The organism is Virgibacillus flavescens, from assembly GCF_050574275.1.
Taxonomy (GTDB): domain Bacteria; phylum Bacillota; class Bacilli; order Bacillales; family Amphibacillaceae; genus Virgibacillus_F; species Virgibacillus_F flavescens.
Map to the genome: position 1 here is coordinate 2,248,698 of NZ_CP192260.1, position 15,423 is coordinate 2,264,120.

Genomic DNA, 15,423 nt, shown 5'->3' on the forward strand with positions numbered 1-15,423 from the left:
CTACGATGGAATTTAGATATTTACCAATGACAGATGCTGATAAGAAAGAGATGCTGTCTACTATTGGTGTAGATAATACGGAAGAGTTATTTTCTGACATACCTAAACAAGTTCGATTGAACAAGGAACTTGATTTAAAAGTGCCAACAAGCGAGGTCGAGTTAAAGCGTGAAATGGCAGAAATGGCCAATAAAAATGCAAATTTAGTTGAATACAGTTCATTCCTAGGAGCTGGTGTGTATGATCATTATATTCCCTCTGTTGTAGACCATGTCATCTCACGGTCGGAGTTTTACACGGCATATACGCCATATCAGCCTGAAATTTCTCAAGGAGAATTGCAGGCAATCTTTGAATTTCAAACAATGATATCTGAACTAACTGGAATGGCAGTAGCAAATTCCTCCATGTATGATGGTGGCACCGCTCTTGCGGAAGCAGTTAACTTAAGTGCTGCAACCACAAAAAAGAAAAAAATTCTTGTTTCAAAAGCAGTTCATCCTGAATCCAGAGCGGTAATTGATTCCTACGCAAAAGGACCGAACCTGGAAATAATTGAAATAGATTATAAAGATGGACTTACAGATTTAGACCAGCTTGCCCGCGAACTTGACGAAGATACGGCAAGTGTGGTTGTGCAATATCCAAACTTTTTTGGACAAATTGAACCATTAGAAAAAATTAATGAATTAGTGAGCAAACAAAAGAAAGCCATGCTAATAACATCAAGCAATCCACTGGCATTAGGGTACTTGACTCCACCTGGAGAATTTGGTGCTGATATTGTTGTAGGTGATACGCAAGTGTTTGGAATTCCCGCGCAGTTTGGTGGACCACACTGTGGATATTTTGCAACGACAGAGAAATTAATGCGTAAGGTACCAGGTCGTTTAGTTGGTCAAACAAAAGACGAGGATGGTCAACGCGGATTTGTTCTAACGCTTCAGGCACGCGAACAACATATCAGACGTGATAAAGCTACTTCGAATATTTGTTCAAACCAAGCGTTGAATGCATTAGCGAGTTCAGTCGCAATGAGCTCCATTGGAAAACAAGGCATTAAAAAAATGGCAAAGCTTAATATGCAAAAAGCACGTTACACAAAGCAGCAGCTGCAGGAAGCAGGACTGAATGTAGTAACAGACGGACCATTTTTTAATGAACTGGTTGTAAAATTTTCTAGTCCGATTACAGAAATAAATCAAACCTTATTTAAAAAAGGGATAATTGGTGGTTATGATCTAGGACGCGCATACCCTGAATTAGAGGATCACATGCTGATCGCGGTTACAGAATTACGTTCAAAAGCTCAGATCGACGCTTTTGTAAAAGAACTGGGGGATATTCATGGCTAACGAAAACTTTCCAATCATATTTGAACGCAGTAAAGAAGGCAGAACCAGCTATAGTTTACCTGATTTAGATGTCCCGGAGCTAGATATTAACGAAGGTTTAGATGATGCGTACGTCCGAAGTGAAGCACCAGATTTGCCTGAGGTCAGTGAACTTGAAATAATGCGTCATTACACTGGCTTATCCAACCGTAACTATGGAGTAGATTCAGGTTTTTATCCACTTGGGTCTTGCACGATGAAATACAATCCGAAGATAAATGAGGATGTAGCGCGTTTGAACGGCTTTAGTCACATCCATCCATATCAGGATCCAAAGACAGTACAAGGTGCTTTAGAGATGCTTTATGATTTACAAACATCACTAAAAGAGATTACGGGGATGCATGAAGTATCTCTTCAGCCTGCTGCCGGAGCACATGGTGAATGGACAGGATTAATGATGATCCGTGCCCTTCATGAAGCAAATGGTGATACAGAGAGAACAAAAGTAATTGTCCCGGACTCAGCGCATGGAACAAATCCAGCGTCTGCTACAGTCGCTGGTTTTGAAGCGGTGACCGTTAAATCTAATGAAAAAGGTATTGTAGATCTAGAAGACTTAAAACGTGTTGTTGGAAAAGACACTGCAGCGCTAATGCTTACGAATCCGAATACGTTAGGCTTATTTGAAACAGAGATTCTGGAAATGGCTAAAATTGTTCACGAAGCCGGTGGTAAATTATATTATGATGGCGCAAATTTAAATGCAATCATGGGTTATACCCGTCCAGGTGATATGGGATTTGATGTTGTTCATTTAAATCTGCATAAAACATTTACTGGACCACATGGTGGTGGAGGTCCTGGTTCAGGTCCTGTTGGCGTTTCAAAGGAACTTGAACCTTACCTGCCTAAACCGTTACTTGTAAAAACAGAAGATGGGTACACGTTTGAATATGATCGCCCTAATTCTATAGGTCGCGTAAAACCATACTACGGAAACTTTGGCATCAACCTGCGAGCTTATACGTATATTCGCACGATGGGTGCTGAAGGACTCAAGAAGGTAAGTGAGTATGCGGTTCTAAATGCTAATTACATGATGCGTAAATTAGAAAAGGAATTCGACTTACCTTATCCGCAGCACTGTAAGCATGAATTTGTGTTATCAGGTAAAAGACAGAAAAAATTAGGGGTCCGTACCTTAGATGTTGCGAAGCGTTTGTTGGATTATGGGTATCATCCACCAACAATCTACTTCCCATTGAATGTAGAAGAGGCAATAATGATAGAACCAACTGAAACGGAATCAAAGGAAACACTCGATGGTTTTATTGATACGATGGTTACTATTTCGGAGGAAGCTAAAAATGACCCTGAAAAGGTCCAGGAAGCTCCACACACAACTATAGTGAAACGAATGGATGAAACTACCGCGGCGAGAAAACCAATATTGAGATACTATAAATAAATAATAAAGGAGCGGAAACATAATGTTTCCGCTCCTTTATTATTTATGAATTTTTAACTTTACCAGTCCATTTTTTAAATCCACCTTGAAGTTGATTTAAATCTTCATACCCTTTTTTGTTAAGCAACTGAGCTGCTCTTGCAGATCTTGAGCCACTTTGACAATACAAGTATACTGGTTTATCTTTTCTTATTTCTACCAGACGCTGCTTCATTTGTGTAACTGGTATATTACGTGCACCAAGAATATGTCCTTTTTTAAATTCCTGAGGTTCACGCACATCTATCAGCTGTGCTTTCCGGTATCCTTCTCTGAATTGATCTTCTGTTAACGTTTTTAAATATTTTCGTTGCTTTAAATAACGTAATACAGCGAATACAATAATAGCCACTGTAAGTGCAATTAATAGTATAAATTGTAATTCCATTTTTTATCCCCCAATTTTTCTCTTTTACTACCTATTCTATTATATGGTCGCAAGCCTCATTTTTCAAAGTTTTTATTTTTATTTTTATTTTTAACACGATGTATCCATATAGTAATGAAAGGTGAATATACCAACTGACTAGCAGAGTTGTTTATTTTGCAACTGTGAAAAAAGTATAGAATCGTGTTATCTCATGTGATTAACTTTGATTTTCGACAAAATAAGGTGCTTTTCGCGGTTTTTTAAGTATTGACATTTTCGATATTGTTTGAACTTAATTCAATATATAGTATTCAGTTAATTTTTTTATACTATATATTGTTATTAACTTCGTAAAATGATAAAGTGATTATAGATTAAAAGTTTCAGAAGGAGTGATGGTATTGTCGATTACTGTAAAAGAAAGCGAGACAATTGACGTTGTTCAGCTTAACAAAGATATAGAATTATTTCCACAGGTTCATCCCATAACAGAGGATATGAACCTCACACATAAAGGAGTTTCGCGGTTAGTGATGTTAGATCGCTACGCCTTTAAAGACACGGAGAAGAAAACGTTAAAAACAGGTGACTTTGTTGTACTTACAGTCAAAGCGGATCCGAAATTCCCTGCACGTGGTTTTGGGATAGTGAAATCAATAAATTGGGAAGATAAAGTTGCTGATATTCAGGTTTCTCAGGAATTTGTATCTGTACTTGATAATGAAACTGAAGCGGCTACTGGTATTGTAAAACGATCTCTAGATGTCATTGATAAACCGCTTGAAGTATTTTATGAACAGATTGCCAGCAGGAATGCTGCAGGGTTATCAAATGTGGAGTCAACTGAAGAGAAACAACAGGAATGGTTTCAAAAGTTCAATAAGGAATTAGCAAGTCTGAACTTTATTCCAGCTGGTCGCGTACTATACGGTGCTGGAGCAGAAACGGATGTAACTTATTTTAATTGTTATGTTATGCCGTATATTCGCGATTCCCGTGAAGGAATTTCTGATCACAGAAAACAAGTCATGGAGATTATGTCAAGAGGCGGCGGTGTTGGAACGAATGGTTCTACCTTACGCCCGCGCAATACCCTTGCAAGGGGCGTTAATGGTAAATCTTCAGGGTCAGTATCCTGGTTGGATGACATTGCGAAACTGACTCATTTGGTTGAGCAAGGCGGAAGTCGCAGGGGAGCTCAAATGATAATGTTGGTAGATTCTCACCCTGATATTATCGAATTTATTATTTCGAAAATGCAAAATCCAAGAATTCTGCGCTATTTAATAGAAAACACAGAGGACAAACAAATTAAGCAACTTGCAAAAGAAAAGCTTAAGTTTACACCCTTGACTGAAACGGAAAAGGATCTTTATCAAGGGATCCTGAATTATCGGAGCATCCCTGGCCTTGGCGGTTTTACTCAGGCAGCAATAAGGGAGGCACAAGAAAAACTAAACAATGGTGGCACTTATTCTGTGCATAACGCCGAGTTTCTCACAGGTGCTAACATTTCCATTTGTTTAACTAAAGAATTGATGAATGCAATCGATAATGATGAAATGTACGATCTTCGTTTTCCTGATGTTGAAAATTATAATAAGGAACAAATGAAAGAGTATAATGAGAGCTGGCATGACGTTGGCGACGTTCGTAAATGGGAAGAAATGGGATATGGCATTCGGGTTTATCGCAAAATTAAAGCGAAAGAACTTTGGAATCTTATTAATATCTGTGCGACATACTCAGCTGAACCAGGGATCTTTTTCATAGACAATGCTAATGAGAAGACAAATGCGAAAGCTTATGGAGATCAGGTAGTTGCAACAAATCCATGTGGTGAACAGCCACTTGCACCTTATTCCGTCTGTAACCTTGCAGCAGTTAATTTAGCTGAAATGGCGGATCGGGATACTAAATCAATTAACTTCGAAAAGTTAAGAGAAACAGTTCGTACAGGCGTGCGCATGCAGGATAATGTAATTGATGCTACTCCTTATTTCCTGGAAGAAAATAAAAAACAGGCACTTGGTGAGCGTCGTGTTGGTCTCGGTGTAATGGGACTTCATGACCTGCTGATATATTGTGAAACAGAATATGGTTCTGAAGAAGGAAACCATCTCGTAGATCAGATTTTCGAAAACATTGCTGTAACTGCTTATCGTACATCAATTGAGTTAGCGAAAGAAAAAGGCAGTTTTCCATTTCTAATCGGGAAGTCTGAAAGAGAAACACAATCGCTCCGCACAGCATTTATAAATACTGGATACATGAAACAAATGCCAGAGGACTTAAGGGAAGATATCCTTAAATATGGAATTCGTAATTCTCACCTGCTGACTGTTGCTCCGACTGGAAGCACTGGCACAATGGTGGGCGTTTCTACAGGTTTAGAACCGTACTTCTCCTTCACATATTACAGAAGTGGAAGACTTGGTAAATTTATTGAAGTAAAAGCTGATATTGTTGAGAAATATTTGGAGAATAATCCTGGACAAGACGCGGATAATTTACCTAAATGGTTTATCACGGCAATGGAGTTAGCACCGGAAGCGCACGCGGATACGCAATGTGTTATTCAGCGTTGGGTTGACAGTTCAATTTCTAAGACTGTCAACGCTCCGAGAGGATATACCGTAGATCAAGTAGAAAATGTTTACCGTCGTCTATACAACGGTGGCGCTAAAGGCGGCACTGTATATGTGGATGGCAGCCGTGACTCACAGGTATTAACCTTAAAAGCTGAGGATAACAGCTTTGAGGATAGCGCAAAAGAAGATATAACACCTACCAAACCAAAAGTAGTGTTGGTGGATACAGTTCATGAATTAGAAAAAACAAATGTAATGATTGGCTCAGAAGTTGGAGATACTTGCCCAGTTTGTCGCAAGGGTAGTGTTGAGGATATGGGCGGTTGTAATACATGTACAAATTGTGGTGCACAATTAAAATGTGGATTATAAAAACATGAGTTTAGAGAACAAGCCGAGAACTGGCTTGTTCTTTTTTCTTTCATGCCTCTTGTATCCCTAAAACAGTTCCTGTATGCTTTTTATATAGAAACACTTTTGCATATGCTAAAAAATTATTCTTTGAAATGAGGAGTTAACATGCCAACACCTAGTATGGAAGATTATATAGAACAAATTTATATTTTAATGGAATCAAAAGGCTATGCTCGCGTATCAGACATTGCTGAACAATTGGCTGTTCATCCTTCTTCTGTAACAAAAATGATTCAGAAGCTAGATAAAGATGAGTATGTAAATTATGAAAAATACCGTGGTTTTATTCTTACATCAAAAGGAAAAAAAATTGGAGAACGACTAGTTTTTCGACATGAGCTACTGGAGCAGTTTTTAGAAATAATTGGTGTGGATAAAGATAAGATATATGAAGATGTTGAGGGGATTGAACATCACTTAAGCTGGAACTCAATCGATCGTATTGGAGAGCTTGTACAATACTTTAAAGAAGATAAAACAAGAGTTGATGATTTAAGGAAAATGGAATACGAAAAGTAAAAATTTTAGTTGTCCTCAGTTCTAATTTTTCTTTAAACGCTTAGTATGTAAAAAGACACCATAAGGAGATGACCAATGAAAATTGATGTTGTTTTTTCAGGTGGTGGGGTAAAGTCTTTCGCGTTTCTAGGCGTACTAAGAATTCTGCACAAGAATAACTTCCAAATCGAACGAGTTGCTGGAACTTCTGCCGGAGCTATTGTTGCGGGTCTGTTAGCGGCAAATTATTCCTTAAAAGATATAGAAGAAATTATAAGTGAAGTAGACGTCAAAAAGTTTCTGGATAAACCTGCTTTAAGCAAGTTAATTCCATTGAGTAAGTGGTTTTATCTCTATTATAAAATGGGTTTTTATAAAGGCGACTACATGGAAGAGTGGATTTACGATCAGCTTGCTAAAAAGAAAATTTTTACTTTTAGTGATATAAAACCTGGGTATTTAAAAGTAGTAGTAAGCGATCTATCACTCGGTAAATTAGTGGTTATACCCGATGATCTTGAGCAAATATACGGTTTAAATCCTGCCCACTTCCCTATAGCTAAGGCAATCAGAATGAGTGCAGGGTACCCCTATTTATTTATGCCCTCTAAAATTTCGGGCAAATCCCCTACTGAAAGCTTAGTTGTAGATGGAGGATTATTAAGCAATTATCCATTATGGATATTTGATCAACCCAATAAACAGAATTTACGTCCTGTGTTAGGAGTTAAACTTAGTGGAAATACAGCATTTGAAGATCCTAAGAGGATAAAGAACTTGCTGGAAATGTCTTTTTCCATGTTCACCACAATGAAACAGGCGCATGATCTCCGGTATGTTTCTGCATCTCATCAAAAAAATACGATCTATATACCTATTAGTCACGTGGATACTACGGATTTTCAAATCAAGGTAAATGATCGAGAACATTTAATAGGATTAGGAGAACAAAGTGCCAGTGAATTCCTAATGAAATGGCCATAATTCATAGTAACACAATAAAAAGCGAGCTCTTTTAAAAAGTAGCTCGCTTTTTTCGTTTATTTCCATCAATCACACGTAAATGAGTCGCCCGTTTAGTTGCTTTTCTTTTTACTTGAGTGGGCGGCTTCTTTTTTGCATTTCCAGCAATCGCATTGTAGTTCTTCGCAGCATATTTTGATTTTGATTGTCTAACAGCGGTTTTATATTTTTTCATATCATTTGATGTGTTTCTTTTTCTGAAAAAGAAGAAATAGATTGCTGAGAAAATTGCTAGACCAATACCCAGCATAAGCAATATATTTGAGAGAAAGTTAACTGGGTTGGTAAATAATTGCGAGAGTAATCCAATTCCAGCAAGAGCTACAATAGCATAAATGAAAATAGAAAATTTATTACGAAACATCAGTTTGCCTCCTTTCAAATCATCCTGACAAGAATAGTGATCCATTTCTTAGCAGGTAAAAAAGTATAAATCCTTTCTTACTGCATAAGTGCAACTTAGGCTTTCGACATAAGGGCTTAGCGATAAGCTGCGTTTTTTAATCTATACCACAAACAATCATACCTAAAGCTTCTACACTCTAAATTCTTTCCTTTTCAAATAAAAATATTCAATTTTTATATGGATTTCTCTTAATAATTTCCAAACTTATATATTCTATTTTACTAGAAAAACTTGATATTCACTAGCTTTGTCTTAAAATTTTATCAAATTCTTATTTTCGTATGATACCTTTCTGTTGATTTGGTCATACTACGGAGGGAGGTGTCGTTAGTGGCAAAAAGACAGAAATTAGAGCAAAATAAACAGGAAAAATCATACTCCTTATTGGCTAGGTCGCTTTTAACTGGATTTATTGGTGGGCTTATTTGGAGTACTTTTGGATTTTTTATGTTTTACTTTAATTTTTCAAGTGTAAGTCCTGCATCATTTATATTACGGTCGTGGCTGGACGCAAAGTGGACGCATGAGTGGTTAGGCAATATAATTTCGATTGTAGTCGTAGGAGTTATTTCCATTGTCGTTGCACTACTGTATTATATGCTTCTGAGAAAAAGACATTCAATGTGGGTTGGAACTATGTTTGGCATTGTTTTATGGGGACTCGTTTTTTATATTTTGCAGCCAATATTCCCTAACATTCCTGATCTTCGAGAACTAGGAAAAAATACAATTGTATCAACGTTTTGTCTTTACGTATTATATGGAACATTTATAGGATATTCTATTTCCTATGATTATAATGATACAATCATTCGGGGCAAAGACTTGAAAAATAACACAGGTAAAAAACAGCGATGATGCTGTTTTTTTTCTTTATAATTATTAAAATGTTTTTCTTTATGATAAACTTAAAAAGTCCGATAATCATGTTTTCTTGAGGAGTAAATACGTATGAATCGTTTATTATTACTAAATGGTCCAAACTTAAATTTGTTAGGAAATCGTGAAAATGGTATTTATGGAGATTTCTCCTTAGAAGATATTGAAAAGTCTCTAGAACTCTTTACCGCACAGTATGGTTTTGAAATTGAGTCTTTTCAGTCTAATCATGAAGGAGAATTGATAGACAGATTACAGGATACAAACAAAAAATTTAAAGGTGTTATTTTTAATCCGGCCGCTTACACACATACAAGTGTAGCTTTACGTGATGTAATTAAAGCAATCGATACACCAGTTATTGAGGTACATATTTCAAATGTATACAATCGTGAAGAATTTCGTCATCGTTCATTGCTTGCACCTGTGTGCATTGGCCAAATTACCGGTCTAGGATTAAAAGGGTATAAGCTTGCAGCAATGGCGTTTATAGAAAATGAATAGAAAGGGTTGAGGGAAATGAAAAAAATAGAAAAATTACGTTCAGCTTTATCGTCTAATAATCTTGATGCAATTATCATTACGAGTCCGTTTAACAGAAGATACATAACTAACTTTACTGGAACTGCAGGTGTAGCGATTGTCAGTATGAGTGATACTCGTTTTATTACTGACTTCAGATATACAGAACAAGCTAACGAACAAGCTACAGCATTTAAAGTTGTGGAACACAAAAAAAGTATAATAGAAGAAATTAAAGTTCAATTAGATGAAATGAATGTTACACGTGTTGGATTCGAAAAGGACCATATGACATATGCTACTCATGAATTATATGAAAAAACAATTGATAAAAAACTAATTCCGGTTAGTGGTCTTGTGGAAAAGATTCGATTAATTAAAACTAGTGAAGAAATATCTATATTAAAAGATGCAGCGAAAATTGCTGATGATGCTTTTGAACATATACAAAGCTATATAAGGCCGGGAGTAAAAGAAATTGATATCTCAAATGAACTAGAGTTTTTCATGCGAAAACAAGGTGCAACTTCATCAAGTTTCGATATTATTGTGGCGTCTGGCTACCGATCAGCACTTCCACATGGTGTTGCTTCTAATAAGAAGATTGAAAATGGTGAGCTTGTGACATTGGACTTCGGCGCACTATACAATGGATACTGTTCTGACACTACTCGGACGGTGGCCGTCGGTGAGATCAGTGATGAATTACGGAAAATATACGATACCGTATTAACTGCACAACTAAAAGGTGTTGAAGGAATTAAACCTGGTATTACTGGGGTTGAAGCTGACGCACTGACACGGGACTACATCACTGAAAAAGGATACGGAAAATATTTTGGTCATTCTACTGGCCACGGTATTGGCTTGGAAGTACACGAGGGTCCTGGACTATCCTTTAAATCGGATATTAAATTAGAAGCGGGTATGGTAGTAACTGTTGAACCGGGCATTTATGTAGCAAATGTCGGTGGTTGCCGTATAGAAGATGATGTCTTGGTAACAGAGACTGGTTATGAGCGATTAACGCATGCTACTAAAGAACTTATACAGTTATAAATAACGCACCATTAGAGGAGGAATAAATAATGATTTCAGTTAACGACTTCAAAACTGGGTTAACAATAGAAGTGGATAAAGACCTATGGCAAGTAATTGAATTCCAACATGTAAAGCCTGGTAAAGGTGCTGCTTTCGTTCGTTCTAAATTACGAAATTTGCGAAATGGCAACATCCAGGAAAAAACTTTTCGTGGTGGAGAAAAAGTCGAGAAAGCACATATCGAAAATAAGAAAATGCAATACTTATATGCATCAGGTGAAGCACACACCTTTATGGATTCCAATACGTATGAGCAAATTGATTTGCAATCCAGTCAAATCCAACAAGAATTAAAGTTTATTAAAGAAAATATGGAAGTAGCAGTAATAACCTATGGTGATGAGGTACTTGGTGTTGATCTTCCGAAAAACGTAGAACTGGAAGTTACTGAAACGGAACCCGGTATAAAAGGTGATACAGCAAGCGGTGGGACGAAGTCTGCTACGCTTGAAACCGGAATTACAGTCCAGGTACCATTTTTTATTAATCAGGGAGAAGTTCTGATTATTAGCACCACAGACGGAAAATATGTTTCGAGAGCATAAAGTTTTAGAAACTATGCCTTATCGGTAAGTCTTACTTACCAAAAAAAACGAGCAGTCCACTAGGACTGCTCGTTTTTGCTTTAACTATTTTGTTTGCTCAATCATTGAATTAGCGATTTTAATTAATTGTTCCTTGGTAATAGATATTTCTTTACTCTCGCCTTCCATATACTTCACAAGATAGCGTATTTTTTCATCTTCACTCAGCCAACTGATTTCTTTATCTTTCTTATTCTCCGTATAGTAACCTTCTATATCACTTTCAAGTTCTGCTTTGCTTGTAAAATCTCCAAAGGTTGGTTCCTGTCCATCAACATCAAAAGCTGTTACATGGAGCCTTGGAAAACTGTTTTTGGACTTGAAGATAATGTCAAAATTAGTTTTAACACCAGGTGGCAATACGCCTGTTGCTAAAGTGAAGACACTTACAGTATCCACTTGGAATGGAATTGTATTCAACTGAGGAACGATAACTCGTTTTTGGAAGTCGGTCGGTAGATTCCTCCACTTCGACTGAACATCCGGATAAGCCTCCATGACATCCTGTAAAGGATTTTCTGACTTTTTCGACTCCGGAACGGCGCCAGATTCCTCTGATTTTGTTGAATCCTCTGAAGTAGACTTAGACTCATTCTTTGACTCCGTGTCCGGACTGCAGCCTACCACAAATAATGCAATTAATAGAATGACTAGCATATTTATTAAATTTTTCATATTACCTCCTGCGACCTTCTGAATAAAAGTTTTATATTCAAAGTTTAACATATATTACAATTCTGAGAAATACAAATTCAATAATATTTTTGCATCAAGCATAACTGTCATATATATCATCCATACACATATAAATACTATAAACGATAGTAGGGTGGTTTATCTATGGATGAGATTTTACGCATATTTCCTGAAAATATAAAAATTGCTGTACAAATGAAAGTAAATGACAGGTGGGATGCGCTGCAGGAAATACGGTTTCGACTTAATCAGCCTATTGAGTTGATCTTTGATAAAGAAGTAGAATGGATAACTTCCATTAAACCTAACAGTCAGGATGGCGTGTTTGTTCTTAATCAGCTAAGTAATTTTTCTTTATACAGAATGGAGGACGAACTCCGAGAAGGTTATTTAACAATTGAAGGAGGTCATCGGATAGGATTTGCCGGAAAAGTTAATACATTAGCGGGGACAATTAAAGCGATTCAGCATATAGCATTTTTTAATATTCGAATAGCGAAACAAAAGATCGATGCAGCCAAACCAATTATTCCGTATATATACAAAGAAAAGTATTTGAATACGTTATTCATTGGGCCTCCCCAGACTGGAAAAACTACGTTAATTCGAGATACTGTTCGATTAATTTCTTCTGGTTGGCAAGATCGTTCACCAAAAAAAGTTGCAGTTATCGATGAGCGCTCTGAAATAGGAGGTTCTATAAAGGGAGTACCTCAACATAATGTAGGGACTAGGACAGACTTAATGGATGCTTGTCCTAAAGCAGAAGGTATGATGATGATGATACGCTCCATGTCACCTGATGTACTGGTAGTAGATGAGATTGGAAGTACGAAAGATGTACAAGCATTAATGGAAGCAATTCTGGCGGGAGTCGTTGTTATTTGTTCTGTACATGGACAAACCCTCCAGGAAATAAATAAACGACCTTCCCTTCAACCCCTATTTGAACAAAACGTATTCAAGCGATTTGTGCTGTTGGAAAAAAAACAGTCTCCAGGATTTGTGAAGGCAATTTACAATGAGGAAGGGCTAAATATACTACAAAAAATAGAGGGGCTTAAGGCATGGAATGGATAGGAGCACTTCTATTCATCGGTACCACGACATGGATAGGCTTTGAAATTGGAAATAGATTTCAGGAACGTCCAAGGATTATACGACAATTTAAAAATGCGTTACAGATATTAGAAGCAGAGATTCTTTATAGTCAATTAACTTTACGAGATGCCTTTGCCAATATTGCCAGTCAGATGCCAAAACCGACTAAGTTATTTTTTCAAAATATGACCAGTCAACTGGATGAAAATACGACTGATTTGTATAGCATTTGGAGTCATCATGTTGAAGAATTCAGTAAGCAATTTGCGATTGGAAAGAACGAAAAAGAAATTTTAAACCAATTTGGCAGGACACTTGGTCAGCATGATTTCACACAGCAGCAAAAACATATTCAATTAGCTGCACACCACTTAGACCGCGAACTGGAAGAAGCGCGTATTAATGAGCTCAAATACAGTAAAATGGCAAAAAGTTTGGGGGTATTGGTTGGTTTATTTATCGTACTGCTGATTATTTAATCATAGCAACAGTAGTTGATATATATAGATACCGGGCTAGGTGAGTAGTCTGGTCAGGGAAAGGGGCACAACGATGATTACGGATGCATCTATACTATTTCAGATAGCAGGAATTGGGATTATAGTAGCATTAATTCACACGATTTTAAAGCAAATGGGAAAAGAAGAAATTGCCCAATTTGCTACATTAGTAGGATTCATTCTTGTTCTCATAATAGTGGTAAATGGATTAGCGGATCTATTTCAACAAATCAAATCAGTATTTCTATATCAAGGATAGTCTGAAATGGATATTTTACAAATCGTTATATTTGGAATTATATCAAGCCTGTTATTTCTAATACTAAAAGATACACATACATCCATCGCATACTTATTAGTTATACTTACCGGCATCATAATATTGTCCGTTGTTATTACACAGATTGGTGCTGTACTGAAATTGATAGAATCACTTGGAGAAAAAGCATCAATTGAAGGGGTCTATATGGAGACCATTCTTAAAATTATAGGCATCGCTTATATCGCAGAAATAGGTGCCAACATAACAAGAGATGCTGGTCTGAAAAGTATAGCCTCGAAGATAGAATTAGCAGGTAAAGTTTTTATATTGATATTAGCAGTACCAATTATTTCGGCAGTAATTGAAGCCATACTGAACTTTTTGCCGGTAAGTTAAATGGGGTTTATAAAAGCATAGGGAAGGGAGCAGTAATGAATGGATGAGATATTCTAAATCGATTGTAATTGCTATTGCTATTTTTATAGTTCTGACATTTGAATATACATCTTTGGCTGCTACATCTACTTCTCCTCCCACTACGATTTCAGAAATAGAAGGTGGTGTGCTGGAGAAGGTCTCACTCGATGGTATTGAACATCACTGGAATAAATTAATAGATCAATACAATGGCTACATTCCAACACTGGAAAAAGCAAGTCTTTATGAGTTTGTTAAAAATAACGGATCTTTTTCTATCAAGGATACGCTTCTGGGAGTTGTAGAATATTTTTTTCATGAAATTATCGTTAACGGCAAATTACTGGGACTTTTAATGATGTTAACGTTGTTTTCTGTTCTATTACAAACGATGCACAATGCATTTGAGAATAGCATGGTAAGTAAAATTGCATATTTTACAGTTTATCTAGTCTTACTTTTTATTGCTCTAAACAGTTTTTATTTAGTATTTTCCTATACCAAAGATGCAATTGACGCAATGAGCAGTTTTCTTATTGCATTATTGCCATTAATACTAGGACTAATGGCCACATTTGGAAGTATTATTACGGTATCTTTTTTCCACCCGATAATAGTCTTTTTAATTTTTGCCAGTGGGATGCTCGTTTCAAATTTTGTTTTACCTTTATTATTCCTATCGGCACTTTTACTAATTGTCAGCACGCTAACAGATAGTTATCAGGTGACGCATTTAGCAAGCTTACTTAAATCAGTAAGCCTTGGTGTGTTAGGTGTATTTCTCACTATATTCTTAGGCGTATTATCCGTTCAAGGTGCAGCAAGTGCTATTCAGGATGGCGTAGCAATGAAAACAGCCAAATTTATTACTGGTAACTTCATACCTATTGTAGGAAGAACGTTTACCGATGCGGCAGATACAATCCTGAGTGCTTCTTTATTACTAAAGAATTCAGTAGGGATCGTCGGTCTGTTATGCATCGTATTAATCGCGTTATTTCCTGCATTAAAAATATTTGCAATTGCGTTTATCTATAAACTGGCAGCTGCAGTGCTCCAGCCTATAGGAGACGGTCCAATCATAGAAAGCTTAAATGTAATAAGTAAGCACATCATGTTTATTCTGGCTTCACTTATAGCTGTAACGCTTATGTTTTTTCTAGCAATTGTAATACTCGTTGTGGCAGGGAATATTACCTTAATGCTCCGGTAAGG

The 15,423-nt window shown here is 36.7% G+C and carries 17 protein-coding genes; 14 read left to right on the plus strand and 3 right to left on the minus strand.

Translation table 11 applies throughout. The features are described 5' to 3' along the window. The first annotated feature begins 5 nt into the window (after positions 1 to 5). Positions 6 to 1,355 (plus strand): aminomethyl-transferring glycine dehydrogenase subunit GcvPA, encoded by a 1,350-nt coding sequence (gene gcvPA / locus VBD025_RS10805; RefSeq protein WP_430785308.1) that lies wholly within the window; start codon positions 6 to 8, stop codon positions 1,353 to 1,355. After that, complete coding sequence (gcvPB, locus tag VBD025_RS10810) at positions 1,348 to 2,805, plus strand: aminomethyl-transferring glycine dehydrogenase subunit GcvPB (RefSeq protein ID WP_430785310.1); 1,458 nt, start codon at positions 1,348 to 1,350, stop codon at positions 2,803 to 2,805. The genes gcvPA and gcvPB overlap by 8 nt, the downstream gene beginning before the upstream one ends. 43 nt (positions 2,806 to 2,848) lie before the next feature. Here the strand turns inward: gcvPB and VBD025_RS10815 are convergent, their stop codons facing one another. After that, positions 2,849 to 3,232 carry a rhodanese-like domain-containing protein gene (locus VBD025_RS10815; RefSeq protein WP_430785312.1) on the minus strand — a complete coding sequence of 128 codons (384 nt, stop codon included), beginning with the start codon at positions 3,230 to 3,232 and terminating at the stop codon, positions 2,849 to 2,851. A gap of 383 nt (positions 3,233 to 3,615) precedes the next feature. On the opposite strand from VBD025_RS10815, the gene VBD025_RS10820 reads away from it, so the two are divergent. From VBD025_RS10820 to VBD025_RS10830, 3 genes are all read left to right on the plus strand, one after another. Then, positions 3,616 to 6,177, plus strand: a complete 2,562-nt coding sequence (locus tag VBD025_RS10820) for a vitamin B12-dependent ribonucleotide reductase (protein ID WP_430785314.1) — start codon at positions 3,616 to 3,618, stop codon at positions 6,175 to 6,177. Between the two features lie 147 nt (positions 6,178 to 6,324). Further along, positions 6,325 to 6,738 carry a transcriptional regulator MntR gene (gene mntR / locus VBD025_RS10825; RefSeq protein ID WP_430785316.1) on the plus strand — a complete coding sequence of 138 codons (414 nt, stop codon included), beginning with the start codon at positions 6,325 to 6,327 and terminating at the stop codon, positions 6,736 to 6,738. A gap of 75 nt (positions 6,739 to 6,813) precedes the next feature. Continuing rightward, a complete protein-coding gene (locus VBD025_RS10830; RefSeq protein ID WP_430785318.1) occupies positions 6,814 to 7,701 on the plus strand; it encodes a patatin-like phospholipase family protein in 888 nt (295 codons plus the stop codon). A 31-nt stretch (positions 7,702 to 7,732) separates the two neighbouring features. On the opposite strand, the gene VBD025_RS10835 is transcribed toward VBD025_RS10830, so the two are convergent. Then, positions 7,733 to 8,104 (minus strand): SA1362 family protein, encoded by a 372-nt coding sequence (locus VBD025_RS10835; protein WP_430785320.1) that lies wholly within the window; start codon positions 8,102 to 8,104, stop codon positions 7,733 to 7,735. 372 nt (positions 8,105 to 8,476) lie between these two features. Between VBD025_RS10835 and VBD025_RS10840 the strand changes: the two genes are divergently transcribed. From VBD025_RS10840 to efp, 4 genes are all read left to right on the plus strand, one after another. Beyond that, on the plus strand, positions 8,477 to 9,004 hold the full coding sequence (locus VBD025_RS10840) for a YqhR family membrane protein (protein ID WP_430785322.1): 528 nt from the start codon (positions 8,477 to 8,479) through the stop codon (positions 9,002 to 9,004). 93 nt (positions 9,005 to 9,097) lie between these two features. Then, positions 9,098 to 9,529 (plus strand): type II 3-dehydroquinate dehydratase, encoded by a 432-nt coding sequence (aroQ, locus tag VBD025_RS10845; protein ID WP_430785324.1) that lies wholly within the window; start codon positions 9,098 to 9,100, stop codon positions 9,527 to 9,529. 15 nt (positions 9,530 to 9,544) lie between these two features. Then, positions 9,545 to 10,606 (plus strand): M24 family metallopeptidase, encoded by a 1,062-nt coding sequence (locus VBD025_RS10850; protein WP_430785326.1) that lies wholly within the window; start codon positions 9,545 to 9,547, stop codon positions 10,604 to 10,606. Positions 10,607 to 10,635: 29 nt separating this feature from the next. Next, complete coding sequence (gene efp / locus VBD025_RS10855) at positions 10,636 to 11,193, plus strand: elongation factor P (protein ID WP_430785328.1); 558 nt, start codon at positions 10,636 to 10,638, stop codon at positions 11,191 to 11,193. 84 nt (positions 11,194 to 11,277) lie between these two features. Here efp and VBD025_RS10860 read toward each other — a convergent pair whose 3' ends face one another. Further along, positions 11,278 to 11,907 (minus strand): hypothetical protein, encoded by a 630-nt coding sequence (locus VBD025_RS10860; protein WP_430785330.1) that lies wholly within the window; start codon positions 11,905 to 11,907, stop codon positions 11,278 to 11,280. A gap of 165 nt (positions 11,908 to 12,072) precedes the next feature. On the opposite strand from VBD025_RS10860, the gene spoIIIAA reads away from it, so the two are divergent. The 5 genes from spoIIIAA (at position 12,073) to spoIIIAE (ending at position 15,421) form a co-directional block, all read left to right on the plus strand. Next, positions 12,073 to 13,008 carry a stage III sporulation protein AA gene (gene spoIIIAA / locus VBD025_RS10865; RefSeq protein WP_430785332.1) on the plus strand — a complete coding sequence of 312 codons (936 nt, stop codon included), beginning with the start codon at positions 12,073 to 12,075 and terminating at the stop codon, positions 13,006 to 13,008. Continuing rightward, positions 12,996 to 13,508, plus strand: coding sequence for a stage III sporulation protein SpoIIIAB (gene spoIIIAB / locus VBD025_RS10870; RefSeq protein WP_430785334.1), 513 nt, complete (start codon positions 12,996 to 12,998; stop codon positions 13,506 to 13,508). Before spoIIIAA ends, spoIIIAB begins: the two co-directional genes overlap by 13 nt. 73 nt (positions 13,509 to 13,581) lie before the next feature. Next, complete coding sequence (gene spoIIIAC / locus VBD025_RS10875; protein WP_430785336.1) at positions 13,582 to 13,788, plus strand: stage III sporulation protein AC; 207 nt, start codon at positions 13,582 to 13,584, stop codon at positions 13,786 to 13,788. Between the two features lie 6 nt (positions 13,789 to 13,794). Further along, entirely contained in the window at positions 13,795 to 14,187 is a 393-nt protein-coding gene (spoIIIAD, locus tag VBD025_RS10880; RefSeq protein WP_430785338.1) for a stage III sporulation protein AD, read from the plus strand. A 43-nt stretch (positions 14,188 to 14,230) separates the two neighbouring features. Next, positions 14,231 to 15,421, plus strand: coding sequence for a stage III sporulation protein AE (gene spoIIIAE / locus VBD025_RS10885; RefSeq protein WP_430785340.1), 1,191 nt, complete (start codon positions 14,231 to 14,233; stop codon positions 15,419 to 15,421). Positions 15,422 to 15,423 lie beyond the last annotated feature (2 nt).